Source organism: Bacillus sp. T2.9-1 (assembly GCF_950097965.1).
Classification (GTDB): domain Bacteria; phylum Bacillota; class Bacilli; order Bacillales; family Cytobacillaceae; genus Niallia; species Niallia hominis.
This window is the reverse complement of the sequence record NZ_CATNHG010000089.1, coordinates 20,350-41,308: the sequence shown is the minus strand read 5'-3', so window position 1 is coordinate 41,308 and position 20,959 is coordinate 20,350. Positions and strand designations below refer to the sequence as shown.

Annotated in this window: 20 protein-coding genes; 2 read left to right on the top strand and 18 right to left on the bottom strand. The window is 34.9% G+C overall.

The annotated features are described in order from the left end of the window. Positions 1–103: 103 nt before the first annotated feature. From QQZ16_RS11420 to QQZ16_RS11410, 3 genes are all read right to left on the bottom strand, one after another. Positions 104–475 (bottom strand): YppE family protein, encoded by a 372-nt coding sequence (locus tag QQZ16_RS11420; protein WP_235251469.1) that lies wholly within the window; start codon positions 473–475, stop codon positions 104–106. 49 nt (positions 476–524) lie between these two features. Beyond that, on the bottom strand, positions 525–785 hold the full coding sequence (locus tag QQZ16_RS11415; RefSeq protein WP_235251468.1) for a hypothetical protein: 261 nt from the start codon (positions 783–785) through the stop codon (positions 525–527). 146 nt (positions 786–931) lie between these two features. Continuing rightward, positions 932–1,912, bottom strand: a complete 981-nt coding sequence (locus QQZ16_RS11410; RefSeq protein WP_109767881.1) for a DUF2515 family protein — start codon at positions 1,910–1,912, stop codon at positions 932–934. Positions 1,913–1,992: 80 nt separating this feature from the next. On the opposite strand from QQZ16_RS11410, the gene recU reads away from it, so the two are divergent. Continuing rightward, complete coding sequence (gene recU / locus QQZ16_RS11405; RefSeq protein WP_031538115.1) at positions 1,993–2,598, top strand: Holliday junction resolvase RecU; 606 nt, start codon at positions 1,993–1,995, stop codon at positions 2,596–2,598. Between the two features lie 36 nt (positions 2,599–2,634). Further along, complete coding sequence (locus tag QQZ16_RS11400) at positions 2,635–5,322, top strand: penicillin-binding protein 1A (protein ID WP_235251467.1); 2,688 nt, start codon at positions 2,635–2,637, stop codon at positions 5,320–5,322. Positions 5,323–5,390: 68 nt separating this feature from the next. Here QQZ16_RS11400 and QQZ16_RS11395 read toward each other — a convergent pair whose 3' ends face one another. The 15 genes from QQZ16_RS11395 to mgsA form a co-directional block, all read right to left on the bottom strand. Next, positions 5,391–5,906, bottom strand: a complete 516-nt coding sequence (locus QQZ16_RS11395) for a YpoC family protein (RefSeq protein ID WP_031538117.1) — start codon at positions 5,904–5,906, stop codon at positions 5,391–5,393. Further along, positions 5,906–6,562 carry an endonuclease III gene (gene nth, locus QQZ16_RS11390; RefSeq protein ID WP_031538118.1) on the bottom strand — a complete coding sequence of 219 codons (657 nt, stop codon included), beginning with the start codon at positions 6,560–6,562 and terminating at the stop codon, positions 5,906–5,908. Before nth ends, QQZ16_RS11395 begins: the two co-directional genes overlap by 1 nt. A gap of 125 nt (positions 6,563–6,687) precedes the next feature. Continuing rightward, on the bottom strand, positions 6,688–7,398 hold the full coding sequence (locus QQZ16_RS11385) for a DnaD domain-containing protein (protein ID WP_031538119.1): 711 nt from the start codon (positions 7,396–7,398) through the stop codon (positions 6,688–6,690). Positions 7,399–7,589: 191 nt separating this feature from the next. Beyond that, positions 7,590–8,882: an asparagine--tRNA ligase gene (gene asnS, locus QQZ16_RS11380; protein WP_235251478.1), complete on the bottom strand. Its 1,293-nt coding sequence runs from the start codon at positions 8,880–8,882 to the stop codon at positions 7,590–7,592. 356 nt (positions 8,883–9,238) lie between these two features. Next, positions 9,239–10,438 (bottom strand): pyridoxal phosphate-dependent aminotransferase, encoded by a 1,200-nt coding sequence (locus tag QQZ16_RS11375; protein WP_268817849.1) that lies wholly within the window; start codon positions 10,436–10,438, stop codon positions 9,239–9,241. A gap of 22 nt (positions 10,439–10,460) precedes the next feature. Continuing rightward, the gene (locus tag QQZ16_RS11370; protein WP_235251466.1) at positions 10,461–10,934 is read right to left on the bottom strand and encodes a cell wall elongation regulator TseB-like domain-containing protein; all 474 of its coding nucleotides are present in this window, start codon (positions 10,932–10,934) and stop codon (positions 10,461–10,463) included. 198 nt (positions 10,935–11,132) lie between these two features. Next, positions 11,133–13,916: an ATP-dependent DNA helicase DinG gene (gene dinG, locus QQZ16_RS11365; protein WP_235251465.1), complete on the bottom strand. Its 2,784-nt coding sequence runs from the start codon at positions 13,914–13,916 to the stop codon at positions 11,133–11,135. A gap of 145 nt (positions 13,917–14,061) precedes the next feature. Further along, positions 14,062–14,445: an aspartate 1-decarboxylase gene (gene panD / locus QQZ16_RS11360; RefSeq protein WP_031538125.1), complete on the bottom strand. Its 384-nt coding sequence runs from the start codon at positions 14,443–14,445 to the stop codon at positions 14,062–14,064. Between the two features lie 146 nt (positions 14,446–14,591). After that, positions 14,592–15,437 (bottom strand): pantoate--beta-alanine ligase, encoded by an 846-nt coding sequence (gene panC, locus QQZ16_RS11355; protein WP_235251464.1) that lies wholly within the window; start codon positions 15,435–15,437, stop codon positions 14,592–14,594. Continuing rightward, the gene (gene panB / locus QQZ16_RS11350) at positions 15,434–16,273 is read right to left on the bottom strand and encodes a 3-methyl-2-oxobutanoate hydroxymethyltransferase (protein WP_235251463.1); all 840 of its coding nucleotides are present in this window, start codon (positions 16,271–16,273) and stop codon (positions 15,434–15,436) included. The genes panC and panB overlap by 4 nt, the downstream gene beginning before the upstream one ends. Positions 16,274–16,507: 234 nt before the next feature. Further along, positions 16,508–17,491 carry a biotin--[acetyl-CoA-carboxylase] ligase gene (locus tag QQZ16_RS11345; protein WP_235251462.1) on the bottom strand — a complete coding sequence of 328 codons (984 nt, stop codon included), beginning with the start codon at positions 17,489–17,491 and terminating at the stop codon, positions 16,508–16,510. Beyond that, positions 17,464–18,648 carry a CCA tRNA nucleotidyltransferase gene (locus QQZ16_RS11340; protein WP_284561360.1) on the bottom strand — a complete coding sequence of 395 codons (1,185 nt, stop codon included), beginning with the start codon at positions 18,646–18,648 and terminating at the stop codon, positions 17,464–17,466. Before QQZ16_RS11340 ends, QQZ16_RS11345 begins: the two co-directional genes overlap by 28 nt. Positions 18,649–18,664: 16 nt before the next feature. Then, positions 18,665–19,819, bottom strand: a complete 1,155-nt coding sequence (gene bshA / locus QQZ16_RS11335) for an N-acetyl-alpha-D-glucosaminyl L-malate synthase BshA (RefSeq protein ID WP_031538132.1) — start codon at positions 19,817–19,819, stop codon at positions 18,665–18,667. After that, positions 19,816–20,559 carry a bacillithiol biosynthesis deacetylase BshB1 gene (gene bshB1, locus QQZ16_RS11330; protein ID WP_235251460.1) on the bottom strand — a complete coding sequence of 248 codons (744 nt, stop codon included), beginning with the start codon at positions 20,557–20,559 and terminating at the stop codon, positions 19,816–19,818. Before bshB1 ends, bshA begins: the two co-directional genes overlap by 4 nt. Next, positions 20,516–20,950, bottom strand: coding sequence for a methylglyoxal synthase (gene mgsA, locus QQZ16_RS11325; RefSeq protein WP_235251459.1), 435 nt, complete (start codon positions 20,948–20,950; stop codon positions 20,516–20,518). The genes bshB1 and mgsA overlap by 44 nt, the downstream gene beginning before the upstream one ends. Positions 20,951–20,959: the final 9 nt, after the last annotated feature.

Sequence of the window (20,959 nt, the reverse complement as noted above, 5' to 3'; positions counted from 1 at the left end):
TGCATTCATTATCAAAAAACAACTGACTAAATGGCATAGACGAATTACCCTACCTTTAAATAAACGAAAAAAAAGAGAATTTTCATCTCCTTTTGACATTCCCCTATTGTTTTTCCGCTGTTAGCGCATCCAGCAATGTTTGTAATATATACTTTACAGATTTTGCCGAATCAAGAAACCGTTTCTTGCTCGTTTGCGTAAAAAATGCTTGAATCGAAATTATTTCAATATGATCAGACGCTGTATTAATTTGAATGGAACTTAAATAATCAGGCTTTGCTTCGCTGACCCATGCTTTAGCCATTTCCTTCCATTCATCATTAATCTCTTTAATTTGATTCGCAAACGGACGAACGACTTTATAAAAATCCTCATTTACTCCCGATTCCTTCACTTTGTAAAACGTCTCAACTGAATATTCGACTGCCTCTAAAAGTTTCTTTGTATAATCCATCAACTGATGATTTTCGGTCAATTTTGCCACTCCATTTACCTAATGTCGTTAATCCATTTATTTTAACGATTTATTTTGCTAAGTTCAAGTAAAGTGGCATTTTTCTTGCATAAGGAGAAAGGTCAGTAGGATTGCAGACTTTGCTTGCTGAAATATTTTCCCTAAGTGTATCCATTACATTTTCAAGTTCATTTAAAGAAGTGATATGCTCCTCAATAAGTTGCATATTTTGATTTCCCGATTTAAAAAGTGTCTCATCTAATGCATCTAACTCTTCTTGGATTTCTTCTAACATATTCAATAACTTTTCTTTTGTATAAGCAATTTCCATGCAAATCCCTCCAAGCTATTTTGATATATAATCTTTTCTTTTTTTTTATGAACTATCCTCCCTAAGTGACAAAACTAGAAGAGATTCGGCAAAGAAAGTAGATTTTCTTATAACTCGTTTAAAATTCGACAAAGTAGAAAGATGGACTAGAACCACTTATTTTTTTGGCGAATTAGTTCATGTAACTGCTCTTGTTTATTAAAGTACCAATCCGTTATTAAGAATGGTTCTTTATTATCACCACTTACTCGCCATTTATGCTTAATTTTCTTTTTATACCAATCACCTCTCTCACTATCACGATGATTGACTATTGGAAAAACAGCTCGCAATATTGGTGTTGTATTGGTCATTTTGGGGTATATATATTTTTCATAATCCTTTCTCGACCCAGTATGTTCTCTTTTTCTTGCAAAATCATAGAAGTCTTGATATAAATTATTTTTAAATAATAGGTTTGCTAATGTATTTCCTAACCTAATTCTCTCATCAAGGGAAGTAAAGTTCGCAACGCTAGCTCCGTATAGGTTCCCATATAATGTTGGAAAAAGTACAGCATTAAAATGTAGTAAATCTTGAAAAAGATAGGGAAGATAATGAAAAATATGATGCTTAATTCTTTCATTTTTAATTACGGGCTTCTGAATAACATTTTGTTCATTAATAATCAAACTGTTCATTAACCTTTTCTTATCCCTATTCTTCCAGAATTCCAGCCATTCTTGTTCCATAAAAGAAGAAACCTGAAAAACTTTTAATAAATGAAACATTGGCGCGTTTATTTTCGTCGAATATTCATAGAGTAATAATTGGGGGTATGCATCTTTAAAAATAAGCCAATTTGCTTTCTCATAGGTTAGGTAAATTTGCTGCCTTTTTTTTTGACTAACTAATTGCGGCAGCCAGAGCCCATTTAAGTCACACATATTCCAGCCGGCATTGCGCGAAACTTGACTGGCAAGAAAAGCCCATTGTATTTCTTGATTTTTGTTATAATAACGAAGATAGGCATTTGTTCTTGATATATTGTCTAAGTTGCACTTATCAGTAATTAGCCTTATTCTAGTTATAAGTTTTTCTTCTTCTATTGGAGAAAAATACGAATTTATACCTATCAAAATGTTCACCTCTTATGAACGCTTTATGGTATTATTGTTTGTTGATTGCAATAAGTTATACTTTGAAAGGATCTTTGTGAGGTGAAAAAATGAAGATTCATTACCCAAATGGAAAAAGATATTCTCCGCTAAAAAACGAGAATATTAAATCACAAAAAAAAATTAGTTATAGTAACAGGGGAATGACTTTAGAGGATGATTTGAATGAAACAAATAAATATTATTTAGAATTTGGGAAGGCAGTTATACATAAAAAGCCGACACCTGTTCAAATCGTTCAGGTTGATTATCCAAAAAGAAGTGCAGCAGTCATAAAAGAAGCCTATTTTAAACAAGCTTCCACTACAGACTATAACGGTGTTTATAAAGGAAAATATATAGATTTTGAAGCGAAAGAAACGAAGCATACTACTTCTTTTCCGCTAAACAACTTCCATGAACACCAAATCAAACATATGCGGATGGTATGTGAACAACAAGGAATTTGCTTTGTCATTATCTCCTTCTCTGAAACAAGTGAAATATTCTATTTAACAGCAGAAAAACTCTTTATGTTTTGGGAAAGAATGATAAATGGCGGAAGGAAATCGATTACGAAACATGAATTAGAAATCAATGGTCACTCTATTAGCCTTGGTTACCACCCTAGAATTGACTATATTAAAGTAATCGATACGATATATAAATTTAACTAATTCCTTTTTGTTTTTCAAAGAAAGGTAGGAATAACAATGACAGATAAATATCAAACGCGAGAGGAGCGTCGCAAGCAACTCGAAGCCTCAAAGAAAAATGCTCCTAAAAAAGCAAAGAAAAAAAGTGGCATGAATTTGTTTAAGCGCGTTCTGCTTATCTTATTAACAATCGGTATTATTGGAATAATTGCAGGTGGAGTAACTTTTGCCATCATGGTAAAAGATGCGCCAGAATTGAATCCCGAAACATTAAAGGATCCAATTTCTTCTACCATCTATGACAAGAATGATAAAGAAATAGCAAAAGTAGGTGCGGTAAATCGCGTCTATGTAAACTATGAAGATATTCCTGATTTAGTAAAAGATGCATTTATCGCAACAGAAGATTCCCGTTTCTTTGAGCATCATGGGATTGATCCCATTCGCTTAGGCGGAGCGGTTATTGCAAACTTTAGAGATGGATTTGGTTCAGAAGGAGCAAGTACGATAACACAGCAAGTAGTGAAAAACTTCTTCTTTAACCAACCGCAAAAAACATTAACTCGTAAAGCCCAAGAAGCTTGGCTTGCCCTTGAATTAGAACGCAAATACTCTAAAGAAGAAATCTTTGAGATGTATGTAAATAAAATCTTTATGTCGGAAAATATGAGCGGTGTTAAAACAGCCGCTAAAGTATATTTTGATAAAAGCTTAGATGAATTGACACTACCGGAAGCAGCTCTTCTTGCTGGGATGCCACAGGCGCCGAATGCCTATAATCCGTTTAATAATCCAGAAAGAGCAGAAAAAAGACGTAATATTGTATTATCTTTAATGCATCAGCATGGATATATATCAAAAGAAGAAATGGAAGAAGCTCAAAAAACATCGGTTGAAGATACATTAGTAGCAAAAGAAGATCGACAAACAAACGACTTACCTTACGATCCATTTATAAAACAAGTTATTGCCGAAATTGAGAAAAAATATCCAGATGTTAATGTATATACAGATGGACTAGAAATTTATACAACAATGGATATAGAGGCACAAGACTATGTCGAAGAATTAATGTATGAAGGAGAAATTGTTGAATTCCCCGATGAAGATTTCCAAGCAGGAATCACCTTATTGGATACAAAAACTGGTGGAATTTTAGCTCTTGGTGGTGATCGTGATCCAGATGTAAAGCTAGGAACAAACTATGCAACAGATATAAAGCGACAACCTGGATCTACAGCAAAGCCTATACTTGACTATGGTCCAGCAGTTGAGTATTTAAAATGGGGAACCTATCAAACAATTGTAGATGAACGTACTACTTATTCTGATGGAACATCTATTAGCAACTGGGATAATAGCTATAAAGGGTCTATGACTATGCGAAAAGCATTAGAAATGTCTAGAAATATTCCTGCACTAAAAGCCTTCCAAGCAGTTGGAGCAGAAAATGCTCAAGAATTTGCTGTCAATCTAGGAATTCCATTAGAGAACGCCTATGAATCCTATGCAATTGGTGCATTTGAAGCTAGCACGCTAGAAATTGCAGGTGCTTATAGTGCTTTTGGAAATGAAGGAGTTTATAATACACCACATGCCGTACGCTCATTTAAATTAAAAGATGGCACAAAGATAAATATGGAACCTAAATCAAAAGTTGTGATGCAAGATTATACAGCTTTTCTCATTACAGATATGCTAAAAGGTGTACTCACAAGTAGCGATGGAACTGGAAGTCTTGCTAATATTCCAGGATTGCCTGTCGCTGGTAAGACTGGGACGACCAATTATTCTGAAGAAGAACGAAATAAATGGGGTATTACTAATTCAAAAAGTGTTCCAGATGCTTGGTTCGCAGGATATACAACCAACTTTACGATGGCTGTATGGACTGGTTACACAGAACGAAAAAATCCAATTGAACCTGGTTTAGATCAGAAAGTAGCCCAAAAGATTTTTAAAGCAGTAATGGGCCATATTTCTGAAGATGTAGAAACTGCTGATTTCAAAAAACCAGATAGTGTCGAAACGATAAAAATAGAAAAAGGTACGTATCCAGCTAAATTGGCAAGTCCATACACGCCAAGCAGTCAAATCCTAACTGAGTATGCTGTAAAAGGTAATATTCTGAACGAAGTATCACAGAAATACAATAAGCCAAATGCTCCTACTGGAGTGAAAGCTAGCTATAACGAAAACAGTGATCAAATCGAGTTATCATGGGATTATGGTGATAAAGATGGCATTAAATTTGACGTAAGTGTAAGTGTCGATGGTGGAGCTAGCGAGCAGCTGACTGTTACTTCCGATACAAGCATCAAAATTACAAAACCAACGGCTGGTAGTACGTATACCTTTACTGTAAAGGCAATTAAAGATGATTTAGAAAGTGATCCTGCATCTAGTAATATTTCTGTGCCAGAGAAAATCGAGGAACAGCCACCTGAGGATCCAAATGAAACGATAGATGATGAAGAAAATCAAGACGATCCTAATGGCGAAGAATCTGACGATAATCAGGACGAGGAAGGCGACGAAGATTCTGATAATGGCGGAGACAATAACAGCAACAATGAAAATGGCAATAACAACGGAAATGATAACAATAACAATGGAAATGGGAACAATAACGGGAATAATGATAATGGGAATAGTGATGATGTTCAAAACAATAACACCAGCACGACTGACACCAATCAAGATAAAGAGAGAAATAGAAATAACAATCGAAATGACTCTCAATAAATAAGTTAAAGAACCTGTTTCAGCAAAAGAAGAGGACAATTCCAAATGGAAAAGTCCTCTTCTTTTTTCTAAATATTCCTATTTAATTTTACTAATTTTATCGCAAACTGCTTTTCTAACTCTTTAAACAACTCATCCAATTGTCTATAGGAATGATACCCATTCAGCCTTTTTAGGATAAATTCGAGACGATCTTCTAAATTAAACGGTTTTACTTCTAGACTTTTGTCTACTAAACCATCTATTAAATTCACCGGTTTTTCATTTATCCAATATAGGCATTCTAAAAAGTATTCCAAAGCTATTGTTAATCCGTATTGTAAATTTAACGTATCTCTGTTCGCTGCAAATTGTTGTAGCTCCACTTTAAGAAGCTTCCACTCTTCTAGTATCTTATTTACACATTCCTTAACATTTTCTATATTCCACGGGTGAAACGTTTCCTTGTTATAATAGTAATTTGCTTCATGCAAAAAAGCTGGTCTCCTAACAAAGGAATCCGTCTTAATACATGAAAATTCCTTGATCACTGGGAAAGGGCCATATAAGAGCTGTACGGGGACATCTAATTGATTCTTGTCCATTATACTATACCTTTAGTCTTCATTCTTTTTTTGCCTTCTCTACATAATGCTAGCAGCGGACAAGCTTCACATTGAGGATTTTGCGCCTTACAGTGATATCTTCCAAAAAAGATCATGCGGTGATGAGTCACAGACCATTCATCCCTAGGAACTTTTTTCATTAATGTTTTTTCGACTTCTAAAACAGAATCTTTCCATCTGCAAATCCCTAATCGCTTACTTACCCTTTCGACATGTGTATCAACAGCAATAGCAGGCATATTGTAGGCAACAGAAACAACAACATTGGCTGTTTTTCTTCCTACACCTGGTAGATTAATCAATTCATCTCGATCCATTGGTATCTCACCATTGTATTTTTCTAAAACTATTTGGCAAAGTTTTTGAATATTTTTTGCCTTATTTCGGAATAAACCAATAGAGCGAATATCATTCTGCAATTCTTCTAAAGGTACACTTAAGTAATCTTCTGGTGTCTTATATTTTTGGAATAAGTTTTTTGTCACCTTATTAACTAGCGCATCCGTACATTGTGCAGATAAAGATACTGCAATAACCAATTCAAACGGATTGGAATGAACTAATTCACAATGTGCCTCAGGAAACATTTCTCCCATTTTATCTAGGCAATATCTGATTTCATCTTTTTTTAACATGCGATCCTCCGAATTAATAAACTATAAATCTATAAAAAAAAGGTCATCCAAAGAATAAATTGGACATCCTTTCCGAATGATAGTAATCTTACTGACTAACTTATTTAATTTTATTCACCTATTAATTATTGATCCAACCAATTATAAAAAGGTACTGCTTTTTTGTTGGGAGCCTCTTCCCTCTGTTCTATTTTGTATCCAGTAGTTTGATGCTGTCTAAACTTTTTCCCATGATTTTTTGCTTGTTCGAGTGTTTTAATTCCGTTTTTCTTCCATTCAAACAAAATTCGATCAATATATCGAAAGTTTAATTTACCAGAAACAACTGCTTCTCTAAGAGCTGCTTTTATTATTGCCATTTCATGCTGATCATCATCGACCCACATATTTAATGTCTCAATTTCAAAAGGAGATAATGGTCGACCGAATTCATGCTCAAAGCAAGTATATAAATCAGATTCTTCTTTTTCGTTTAAAGCTGCTTCTTCTTTTTTATTATTAAGTAAAAATTGCTCAATTAATTTATTCCAAAGGGGCTCTAAAGAATATCGCTCAAATCGAATCCCTGTATCACTGTTTCCTTCAATTATCTCGATAAAACCTTTTCTAATAAGCTGACTCAATAACTCGCGGCATTCCATACTATCTAAAGTCATTTGATCAGCTATTTCAGACGGGGTTGGAAAATCATTGCCCCGTTCTAAATAGTAATGTATTTGCAGCAAAAGCACTAATTCTTTTTCATTTATCTTCAAATATTTATAGTGTGTTAGAAGTGTGGAAGGAATATTTATATTCCCCTCTTGCAACCATTTTAAAAAAATTGTTTTATTCATAATGACACCTCTAATTTAGTATATCATGTTGGTCAGATGCATGAAATAATGAAAATCACCCAAACCTAGCAATAGTTAACAAAAAGAAGAAGGGAAAAAATAGGATTGGTACAAAGGTGAAACCTCACACGAATTATCGATGTGAGGTCAACTTTTGAAAAACTTTCCATATTTTTCACCCTATTATTTAATCAAGGATATAGACGATTTAATAATCTTGGGAACGGAATTGTTTCACGAACATGTTCTACGCCTGTAATCCATGCGACCGTTCTTTCTAAACCAAGCCCAAAACCAGAATGTGGAACAGAACCATATTCTCTCAGTTCTAAATACCATTTATATGTTTCTGAATCTAATTGATGTTCTTCTACACGCTTATATAGGAGATCCATATCATGAATACGTTCAGAACCACCTATAATTTCACCATACCCTTCAGGGGCAATTAAATCTGCACAAAGCACAACATCTTCTCTCTCTGGATGTGGTTGCATATAGAAAGGCTTGATTTTAGTTGGATAATGGGTAATAAACACAGGTTTATCAAAGCTTTCAGCAATGGCAGTTTCATGTGGAGAACCAAAATCATCCCCCCACTCAATATCATCAAAACCTTTTTCATGCAAGAAAGTAATCGCATCATCATAGCTTATTCTTGGGAAAGGCGCTGTAATCTTCTCTAATTTAGATATATCTCTTCCAAGAGTTTTAAGCTCTAGCTGACAATTTTTCAAGACAGATTGAACAACATAGGATACGTATTGTTCTTGAACCTCTAGGTTTTCTTCAAATTCAACAAAAGCCATCTCCGGCTCAATCATCCAAAACTCGATTAAATGACGACGTGTTTTTGATTTTTCTGCACGGAAAGTTGGTCCGAACGAAAAAACCTTCCCTAACGCCATTGCAGCAGCTTCCATATAAAGTTGTCCACTTTGTGATAGATAGGCATCTTCATCAAAGTATTTCGTTGCAAACAGTTCGGTTGTACCTTCTGGAGCACTTCCTGTTAAAATTGGTGGATCTACCTTAACAAATCCATTTTCATTGAAGAATTCATAGGTAGCACGAATAATTTCATTTCTTACTTTCATTACTGCATGTTGACGTTTTGAACGTAACCATAGGTGACGATTATCCATTAAGAATTCTGTGCCATGTTCTTTTGGTGTAATCGGATAATCTGTAGAAGTATGAATCAGTTCCACATTTGTAACAAGTAATTCATATCCAAACGGAGATCGTTCATCCTTTTGTACTGTACCAGTAACATATACAGATGATTCTTGTGTAACTGTTTTAGCTGTTTGAAATACTTCTTCCTCTACATCACTTTTAACAATTACTCCTTGAACAAATCCAGATCCGTCGCGAAGCTGCAAAAAGGCAATTTTCCCACTAGAGCGCTTGTTGGCAATCCACGCACCTAATTTAACCTCTTTATCAACATATTTTGGTAACTCGGCAATAGTTGCTTTAATCACAATTAACTCCTCCAAAAACAAATAAATATATGTACTTAAATAGAGGCGGTTGTTCTATCCATAATAAAGATAATAAATAAACCGCTTCTTCCTACCTGTTTAGCTGATTTAGTAGAAAACGTACTAGTTATAAAAAAATATTCTACCAAAACATTATACCTTTACATCTTAAGACAATCAACACTATGGACCATACAATAGGCAACAATAATAGTGTTTATCACTATTCTCTTCCTTCTATCTTTTTTATTACCTGTTCCCAATACAGTATTCAAACAGCAATAAAGAAAAGAGAGAATGCCAAAAAAGATATTGAATTTTTTTTGACATACTCTGCTATAAAGATAAATAAATTAATTATTCACAACCATTTTCTTTTCTACAAACTGTTCCATCCGCTTTACTGCTTCTTCAAGCTTTTCAAGTGATGTTGCATAAGAAAGTCGGATGTAATTATCTGCGCCAAATCCTGAACCAGGCACAACGGCTACTAATGCTTCTTCTAACAAGCCAGCAACAAACTCATCAACTGTTGCATATCCTGTTAATTCTACTGCTTTTTTTACATTTGGAAAAAAATAAAATGCTCCTTTTGGCTTTATGCACGAAAAACCAGGAATTTTATTTAATTTCTCATGTATGATATCTAAGCGCTTATTAAATGCTTGGCGCATTTCTTCCACTGAATCTTTTGGACCAGAGTAAGCTTCAATCGTAGCATACTGAGATGGTGTGGTTGGATTTGAAGTACTGTGACTTGCAAGATTCGCCATCGCAGTAATTATTTCCTTATTTCCTGCAGCATACCCAATTCTCCAGCCTGTCATCGAATGAGATTTTGATACCCCATTTATTACAATAGTCGCTTCTTTAAGTGCAGGAGATAAAGAAGCAATCGATACATGTTTACTATCGCCATAAACTAATTTCTCATAAATTTCATCAGATATAATTAAAATATTATGTTCTAAGCAAACATTTCCAATTTCCTTTAATTCTTCCTCTGTATAAATCATTCCAGTTGGGTTACTTGGTGAATTAATAATAACTGCTTTTGTTTTTGAGGTAATTACTCCTTTTAATTGTTCAGGAGTAATTTTAAATTCATTCGACTCATATCCCTCTACAAAAACTGGTACACCTTCTGCAAGCTTTACTTGCTCTGGGTAACTAACCCAATATGGGGTAGGAATAATTACTTCATCCCCTTTATCCAAAATAACCTGGAATAAAGTAAATAATCCGTGTTTTGCACCATTTGTAACGATAATCTGATTTGTATCATAATCTAAATGTTGATCTTTCTTTAGCTTTGCTGCAATTTCTTTTTTTAATGTTAGTAATCCTGATGCAGGCGTATATTTTGTATGACCTTCATTCATACTTCTAACCGCAGCATCAATAATATTTTGAGGAGTGTTAAAGTCTGGCTCTCCTGCGCCTAAACCAATAACATCATGACCAGCTGCTCTTAAACTCGCTGCTTTTGCTGTAATGGCCAATGTTGTAGATGGTGTTAATGCGTTCACTCTTTGCGCTAATTGAATTTTCATTCCTATTTGCCACTCCTATCAGTTAATAATTTTCAATTGTTAAAAGGATTTCTCCTGTCTCAAAATCTAACCAATGGTAGTTTATTGAGTCCATATCTGTATGAGAATAAATCTCCCAAACAGGCAGTCCATCATACATCCCTAAGCGGACTGCATTTATTTTTTCTGGTGATTGCTCCGATAATAATATATTAAGTGCTTCTTGTTTGGTTAGCCCATCTTTTTTCAGCTTTTGAGTAACTTGATGGCTTTGTTCATTTATCCAAACAATCATTTCTTCCTTATCATCGTTCTTTCCTTCTAGAATATAATAGGCTTCCTTCCCATTATATAATTGAAAGCTATCAATCTCCTTCATATCTGATTCCTTTTTAGCAATCGTTTCAGCTATTTCTCTTGCGGTTTTTATAGGCTTCATTGCTTGTACATATGTATGAATACTTACACCTATTCCAATAAGAAAAACAACAATAACAATCCATATCCATTTTCTCATCTTATTACATCACTTCTTTAAACCAGTATTTTGTACATAGGTTATTATAACAGTATTTATAAATAGAAAGAAATTATTTTCTATAAATTCGTTGTTATTTGTCGAGCAACTAATTGATTATGTATACTACTTAAACACTTTATACAGGCATTCAAGAAGCAGTACTTTCTCAAACGCCTATATTCACCTTATAAAAATTTACTTTAGCCAGCTTTTGATGAATTTTACCATTTCCTGACTATTTTGTTGCTTAATTGGCACAGTAGGTATAGACTTCAGAAATGTCTCCCCATAAGTGGTTGTAACAATACGGCGATCAAAAACAATAATAAATCCTTTATCCTCTTCCGTGCGAATTAATCTACCAAATCCTTGTTTAAATCGCAAAACAGCTTCTGGAAGGCTATTTTCTATAAAAGGATTGCCTCCCTTATTCTTAATCAACTCATTTTTCGCTTCCGTTAAAGGGTCTTCAGGTGAAGAAAACGGTAATCGCACAATGATTAAACAAGTTAAATCCTCGCCAGGAATATCAATTCCTTCCCAAAAACTATTCGTACCTAATAATATTGCTTTATCATAACGCTGAAAATTACGCGTTAATCTCATTCTACTTCCATTTGTAATCCCTTGTGCCAAGATTGCGTATTCTTCTAAACAACCACTTTCTTTCATATAATCATATGTTTTTTTTAACATGTCATTTGCTGTAAAAAGAATCAGCATTCGCCCTTTTGTTGCTTGTGCGATATGGATTATTTGCTCTCCGATTGTAGTAACATAATCATTTAATGATACGGAATTAACTTCTGGTACATCTGTTGGGATAAGTAATTGCACCTGTTTCTCATAATCAAATGGTGAATTAATTTGAACTTCCAGTTGGCTATTTCCTAATCCTAACCCTTTAGCATAATATTCAAATGAATTATTTACGGTAATTGTTGCTGAAGTAAATACAACACTTTTTTTCTTATTAAAAAAGTTGTTTTGTAAAGTTTCAGCGACAGAAGTAGGTTGTGTATATATTACTGCATTGTTCGGATAATTTTTCGCATCTGTTTCCAACCATGCGATATTGTCCCCTACCCGCAAAAACATCTCCCGCAAATGATTAATATATATATACCAATCATTTAAAATCGACTCAATTCTTTCCACTATTAGCATTTGAGAAGCGCTAAACTTTCTTCCTTGTTCCTTTAATCGCTGTATTTTTTGTACTAATACTTCTCTTCCATCCTTCCAAAGAAAAATAATTCGTTCTGCAACGCTTTTGACAGCATTCCAATCTCCCATGCCACTATTAGTCTTTAATCGATAGCTTCCCCTTCCATCTCTTCTTGGTTGATTCGTTTTTTTCGCATAGCGAAGTACAGCCCGAAAAAGTTCATCTAATTCATCATGTAATCCAAGGATAAATTGATTAAACTCCCATTTCTGATGGATATTCGATTCCCCTAACAAGTTTTCTAAATGAAACATAAGTTGCTTTTGATCTGTGGTCCCAATCGCATTAATACTTAAACGCACAGCAATGTAGGAAAAACGAAATCCAAAATGCTTTGTCGTCGTTTTTTCAAAATGATGTCCTTCATCCACAATGACATACTCATAGGAAGGGAGGAGGCGTTGATCTGCTGTAAGATCTTTTAAAAGCAAAGCATGATTCGTTATAATCATATTTGCTTTTTGTGCAGCATTTCGAGTTCTTCTATAAAAATCCTTAGATGCCCATTCCTTTGAAATAGGCAGAGAAAAATTTCCGTCATTTTTTATCTTTTCCCAGTAATTGCTTCCGCCACTTGTTAAATTCAACTCATCTTTATCTCCTGTTTCTGTCTCTGTTAACCAAATTAATATTTGCATTTTTGTAAGAATAATATCATAATTATCTTCTTGCTCTTTTAAAGAAACTTCAAATTTATCTAAACTGATATAATGATTTCTACCTTTTAATAGTGTATAAGTTATAGGAAATGGAAGGATACTTTTAAGCAAGGGCAAATCTTTATGAAAAAGTTGTTCTTGTAGTTGGGTTGTAAAAGTACTGACAATTACTTGCTGTTTATTTGCGATTGAGAAATATGCAGCAGGCACTAAGTAACCAAGAGACTTTCCAACACCAGTACCAGCCTCAATAAGACCATGTCGATTGTCTGATAATGCCTGATGAACAACCTTCATCATTTCTAATTGTCCATCTCTTCTTTGATAAAAAGGAAAAGTATCCCTCATTCTTTGCTCCATTTTTTCCATATCAAAAGAAACAGAGCAATCCTTTCTTTGATCTACTATCAGATTACTAGGCAGTCTTTTAATGGTTAATCCTCGATATATCTCCCAATCATCCCGTATATATTCTATTTTTGATTGTTTTTCTTGAATAAGAGCTTGTAAATAAATATCTAAATCGCTTTTGAGCGAGGAACTTAAGAATTCTAATTGCTTTGTCGTTACTTGAGGCAGCACGTTCAACTTCTCCAACAATAATAGCAATAGCTCTGCTGTAACATAAGCATCACTATCAGCCTGATGTGGTCTACTATGGACTATCCCTTCTTGTGCAGCAAGATCAGTTAATTTATAGCTATCTGCTGTTGGGTATAAAATTCTTGCTAATTCTACTGTATCAAGAATTGGTCCATAAAACTGCTTAAAGCCAGCCTGTTCTAGCTCTTCATTTAAAAAGGATAAATCAAATAATACATTATGGGCTACAAAATAAGCTTCCTCTAATAAAGAAACAATTTTTTCTGCAACTTCGTCAAAGATTGGTGCTTTTTCCACCATTTCATCGGTGATTCCAGTTAATTCTTCTATAAATGGCGAAATTGGTTGAAGAGGATTAAGTAAAGAAGAATATTCCTCCACTATTTTCCCGTTTTCAATAACAACTGCCGCAAATTGTATAATTCGATCCCCTTTTCTAGGAGAATTACCGTTTGTCTCCAAATCAACTACTACAAATTTGTTACTCATTACGTCCACCTCAAACTTTCAGTCATTCAAACGGTATCATAAAAATGGAAAAAGGGAAAGATGTTAGTTTTATTCTTTAAATTTTTATAAATTATAAAACCCCTACTCAAAGTGAATAGGGGTAATTTATATCAGCATTAGTAATTTACATAACTGTTTTCACTGGTTCTTGATGCAGAATGTTTATTATGCGATTATGTTCATCCATAATTGCTACTTTCGGTTGATGACTGTGTAGCTCTTCATTTGAAATATAACAATATGAAATAATGATGACAATATCCCCTACTTGTACAAGTCTTGCTGCTGCACCATTTAAGCAAATAGTGCCAGTACCTCTCTCCCCTGGGATTATATAAGTTTCCAATCTTGCACCATTATTATTATTAACAATTTGAACTTTTTCATTCGCTACCATCCCGACAGCATCTAATATATCTTCATCTATTGTAATACTACCTACATAATTTAGGTTCGCTTCCGTTACTGTTGCTCGATGGATTTTTCCGTTCATCATTACTCGAAACATTTGGTTAACCCTCCATAATATAAAGTGAAACTTTGTACCTGTATTTGGTTTCTTTCCTTCGCCACTGATGGTTAATGGAGCCATTCGGGCCTAAACTTCCTCGAACTCTCCAAAAAGCCAGAGGGAGATACTTATGCGTCTTAACCTTATATTTTAAAGATAATATTATCAATTAATCTAGCCTTACTAAATTGAACGGCAATCGCAATAATAATCTCTCCCGTTAACTGCTTTACATTCTCCAATTCGGGATAGGATAGAATTTCAAAATAGTCCACTTTTCCACTAGATTCCCTTTCAATCAACTCAACTACATGCTTCTTCAATATTTCTAAATTGTCTGTCCCCTTTATTAATTCAGCTCTAGCAAAACTTAGCGATTTATAAAGAATACCTGCTTCTTGTCTTTCTGTTGGAGTAAGGCGAATATTTCTAGAACTCTTTGCTAAACCATCTTCTTCCCTTACTGTGTTAAGTGCAACTAGATTAATAGGGAAATGAAAGTTTTCAATTAATCCATCCACTATTGCAACTTGCTGAGCATCTTTCTTTCCAAAATAAACATTAGTTGGCTGTACTAAATGAAACAGCTTCGTTAGAACGGTTGCAACCCCATCAAAATGCCCAGGTCTTGAACGTCCACACAAACAATTTGTACGTCGCTCTACTTTTACGATAACAGACATTGGTTCAGGATACATTTCTTCTTCAGAAGGATGGAATAAATAATCAACCCCCTCTTCGATTGCGACCTGTTTATCATGCTCAAAGTCTCTTGGATAAGATTCCAAATCTTCATTAGGTCCAAATTGGAGGGGGTTAACAAATACACTCATTATAACTACATCATTCTGCTCTCTTGCTTTTTTTAGCAAAGCTCGATGCCCTTCATGAAGATAGCCCATCGTTGGAACAAACCCAATTGATACTTGGTCTTTTTTTAACTGTGTTGATATCTCCTGCAATTGATGTGGATTACTTAGGATGTTCATTGGCTTTTTCCTCCATATAAGCTTTTTACTTCTTCTGCTTTCATCTGAAAACTATGCTTCATTTCAGGAAATGCTCCAATTCTTACTTCAGATATATATTGATCCAACGCTAGTGAAATTGGATCATTTACGTTTGTATATTGTTTTACAAATTTCGCCACTCGATCAACACCATATGTTATGAGATCGTGATATACAAGGACTTGGCCATCTGTGTCACTTCCTGCACCAATTCCAATTGTTGGTATGTCCAGTTGATCACTTACTTCTTTCGCAACTTGCATTGGAACACACTCTAGCACTATCGCAAAAGCTCCTGCAGTTTGGCATTTCAGTGCATTTTGAATAAGAAGTTTAGCCTCTTCAGAGCTTTTCCCTTGTACTTTATAACCACCTAAAACACCAACAGACTGTGGCGTTAAGCCTAAATGAGCCATAACTGGGATACCAGCATTTGTTAAACTATTTATTTGATCGATGACATCATCAGCACCCTCTAATTTCACTGCATTTGCTCCAGTTTCTTGAATTAAGCGAGTAGCGTTGATTAATGTTTCACGGTTTGATATATGATAACTCATAAATGGCATATCAATGACAATAAATGTATCTTTAGCCCCTCGTTTTACTGCTTTCCCATGATGTATCATGTCTTCCATTGTAACTGGCACTGTTGAGTCATATCCAAGAACGACCATTCCCAAGGAATCCCCTACCAATATTAAATCGGTTCCTGCTTGTTCTACTAATTTAGCAGAAGGATAATCATATGCCGTAATCATTGTAATCTTTTTGGCATTTTGTTTCATTTTGATAAAATCTGTTGTAGTTTTCACTCATTTTCCTCCTTTAATAGGAAGAGGGAATGGCTTAATACGAAAAAAACCTTCTACAAAGAATAGAAGGATTGTCTTTATGTTTCGATTTTTCATCCCTCTGTCCTTGTCCAAATATGGATCTAGGCAGATATAATTATGGTTGTTGCACATTAAAAACAATGGTGCAGTTCATTAAGATACTGCCCGACAAATGAATTATAACAAACCAGCTAAGGGATGACTATGGGCAATTTACGTTTCCATTAAAATATCCGCTGAATAAATGGAATGTACTTCTCCTTGATCATCTTCAAGCAGTAACACCCCATCGTCTGTAATTCCTTTAGCCAGTCCAAAGATACTTCCATTTAACGTATTTGCTCTAACCTTTTGCCCTAAACTAATGGAATAGCTTTCCCATAATAGTTTTATTGGATAAAAGCCTTTTTCTAAGTAAAGAAGATATAGTTTTTCTATTTGCTTCATAATGCCTTGGATAATGATTGCTCGATCCCAACTTGTCTTTGTTTCAAGATAGATAGAAGTGGCACTGGACTGCAGTTCTTCTGCAAAATCCTCAAGCTGCTGATTTACATTTATACCGATTCCAATGATTAACGAATGCACCCTGTCACTATCAGCCTGCATTTCTGTTAGAATTCCTGTCAATTTTTTACCATTCACTAATAAATCATTGGGCCATTTGATATCAGCTTGTACTCCAGTAACATCCTGTATTCCCTGAACAACCGCTACTGCAATAAGCAATGTCAATTGCGGTGTTTTCATAATCGGAATAGCCGGCTTTAAAATAAGACTCATCCATATTCCTTTATATTTAGGAGATTGCCATTTTCTTTCTAATCTGCCCCTGCCGCCAATCTGCTCTTCTGCTACAACTAAAGTGCCTTCTACAGCCCCTTCCAAGGCAAGCTTTTGGGCAATATTCTGGGTAGAATCCACCGTTTCTTCAAAATGAACATTCCTGCCAATATAGGAGGTATTTAAACCAAACAAAATATTATCAGGAACGATTTTCTCTGGTGAGCTAATGATTCGATAACCCTTTTTTCGGACTGCTTCAAGGATAAAGCCGTCTTGTCTTAGTGCTTCGATGTGCTTCCAAATTGCTGTACGGGAACATCCTAAAAGCTCAGCAAGCGATTCACCAGATAAATACTGATTCGGGTTATTAGTAAAAGCCTCAATTAGTCCTTTTCTGATATCTGATGACATTCTCTTAGCCACTCCTTTATTACTTTCTTATCATTTTTAATTTTCCGTTCCACTACTTTTGTTTCAACAAGGGAAAGCATCTCTTTTATCCATGGTCCTGCTTGTTTTTTCGTCCATAATAAAAGGTCATTTCCGCTAATAGCCAGCTCTTCCTTTTTTTTGATTGGCAGCTTTCTATATTGTTCTTCTAATAGAGAGATATTTGGATTAATTTCTTGATTTTTTAGAAGCTGATATATTTTCTCCGTACTAACTGCGATAGATATTGTAGCAAAATAAAGCGAATGATTAGTCCAGGTGACCATTTTCTCTCTTTCTAAAAACCAATAGATTATTTTTTGGATATGCCGTATTTGTTTAACTGGTAGCTTCCAAGCACGCAAAAATGATTCTATTTGCTGTTTTTCTTTTATTTCAATGGATAATAATAAAACAGCCCATTTTTCAAGTAAATCAAGCTGAGACAGAGAAGTATTCGCAAACTTAGTGAGCCCTTCTTTACTAGATGCAAGCATCGGCAAAAATGTATACATCTTCGTTTCAAGCAATATAGCTAGAGCATCAGAACACCATTTCCCCTGTAAAAGCTTTTCAAATTCAGTGGTAATTCTCTCCACTGCTATCTTAGAAAGAAGATGCTTATTTTTGATAATGCCTATTAACGTCTCCTCCTCCAACTGAAAGCCTAAGGTACTAACGAATCGAATCCCTCGCATGATTCTTAATGCATCTTCCTGAAACCGCTCATTCGCATTACCAACTGTTTTAATTTCCTTCTGTCTTAAAGCTTCCTGGCTATTAAAAAAATCAATAATACGTCCTTCTTTATTCATCGCTATCGCATTTATCGTAAAATCCCGACGTTTTAAATCTTCTTTTAATTCGCGAACAAACAACACCTTTTCTGGTCTTCGATAATCAACATAAGTAGATTCGGTTCGAAAGGTCGTTATTTCGTATGTATGATTTTTCCACACTACCATTACTGTTCCGTGTGCAATTCCAACATCGATAGTATGGGAAAATATCGTTTTAATTTCATCAGGTGTTGCGGAGGTAGCAATATCTATATCATTAATTTGTTTGTTTAATAGATAATCTCTAACTGCTCCCCCAACAAAATAAGCTTCGAAGCCTGCACTCTCAATTCTCTCCATTATGGGAATAGCGTCATTAAAAGGCTTGATCATTCGTTCCACCAGTTTCTAGAATTGATTTATAAATCTCCACATATTGGTCAACAATAATATCTGCACGGAAATAATCTCTTACTCTTGAAAGAGAATTTTTAGAGAATCTAGCATGTTTTTTACTATCTGATAAAAGATTTACCGAATGCTTAGCAATATCCTCTACATCACCTAGTTCACAAATAAAACCAGTCTCATTTGGAACGATTACTTCTGGAATGCCGCCGACATTCGTTCCTATAACCGGCACTCCACATGCCATCGCCTCTAATGCTACTAAGCCAAAGCTTTCTTTTTCAGAAAGAAGTAGCATTAAGTCACTTAGCGAATACAGCTCCTCTAGATTTTCTTGTTTTCCAAGGAACAAAACTTTCTCTCTTAATTGCAGTTCATCCACCAGTTTTGTTACTTTAGACATTTCAGGACCATCTCCAACAAGCAGTAGTCTTGATGGAATTTGATCTGAAATTCGTTTAAATGCTTTGACGACATCCGTTACTCTTTTAACTCCTCTAAAATTAGATACATGTATGATGACTTTTTCATTCATTGAAATAGCCAATTCTTTTTTCAAATGACTAGCATCTACCTTACGATACACTCTTTCATCAATAAAATTATAAACAGGGACAATTTCTTTATTTGGTTCAATTACTTCATGCGTTTGGGCAATTAAAGAATTCGAAACAGCTGTTACAAGGTCTGATTTTTCAATCCCGAACCGAATGCCTGTTGCTAGTGAAGGATCATACCCTAATACGGTGATATCTGTACCGTGTAGAGTTGTCACTATCTTTACATCTCTATTGCTCATTTGTTTTGCTAATATGGCACAAACAGCGTGAGGAATTGCATAGTGTACATGAAGCAAATCTAATTCTTCTCGATTAATAACTTCTGCCATTTTACTACTCAGTGCTAAATCATATGGTGGATATTGAAAAACAGCATATTGATTTACTTCTACTTGATGATAGTAAATGTTTGGATACATTTTATTTAACCGAAATGGTATGCTCGAGGAGATAAAGTGTATTTCATGTCCTCTCTCCGCCAGCATTTTCCCTAATTCTGTTGCAATAACACCTGAACCACCAACAGTTGGATAGCAGGTAATGCCAATTTTTAATTTTTTCATATGTCTCCACCTAATAAATCTTGATTTAATAATATTGGCTTTGATTTAATAAAGCCTTCCGCATAGGTTACGCCGACTTCTTTTCCAAAAAGTTTTTCTCTTGCCTCGATGGTGTCAATATAGCCATTTGTTAACGGAGTGTCTACACTGTCTTTCCCTTTAACAAATTGGCTTTGATAACAATTTAAACTTGCTTCTTTATGTTTCATAAACTCACTTGTATCAATCACAAAATCTGGTTTATGAAAACCATTTATCATATAATAGTATACATTTTGAACTTTATGTGGATCTGTGTTATTAGCGTGATAATTACGAATGCCTGCTGAAAAAACCGCTTCTTTCACGATTTTTGTACAGTTCCCATGATCCGGATGCCGGTCTTCCCAATAAGGGGAGAAAACTAGCTTAGGTTTGTAGGAGCGAATTACCTCTACTACCTTTTGAATGGCTTTCTCCTCCACATATAAACCTCTATCAGGAAAATCTAAGGTTATTCTATCGAAAAGCCCCAACACTTTTCCAGCTTCCTTTGCTTCTTGTTTACGTCTTTCAACCGTTCCATTTGAAGAAAGGTCGCTTTCTGTCAAATCACAAATGACTATTTTTTTCCCTAATGCTGCATATTTAGCGATTGTTGCACCCATGCCGATTTCCACATCATCTGCATGTGCACCAAAAGCAAGTATATCTATATTAGTTATCTTCGAGTTTTTTTGCCACTGGTTCTGTCTTTCCATGAACTATTTTTCTCCAATCTATATCGCCTTGCTCGAGTCCTCTAATTAATACTTCTCCGGTTCCCATATTTGTTGCAAGAGGGACAGAATAAACATCACATAAGCGGATTAATGCTGTTACATCTGGTTCATGTGACTGTGCAGTTAATGGATCTCGGAAGAAAAACACCATGTCCATATCATTATTAGCAATGTATGAACCTATTTCTTGATCTCCTCCGAGCGGTCCTGAATGAAAACGATGTACTTCTAATCCGGTTGCTTCCTGAATTCTTGCACCTGTTGTTCCTGTTGCATATAAAGCATGCTTTTCAAATATCTTTTTATAGGCAACAACAAAAGCTACCATATCATTTTTCTTTTTATCATGAGCAATTAATGCAATGTTCATCCTTATTCC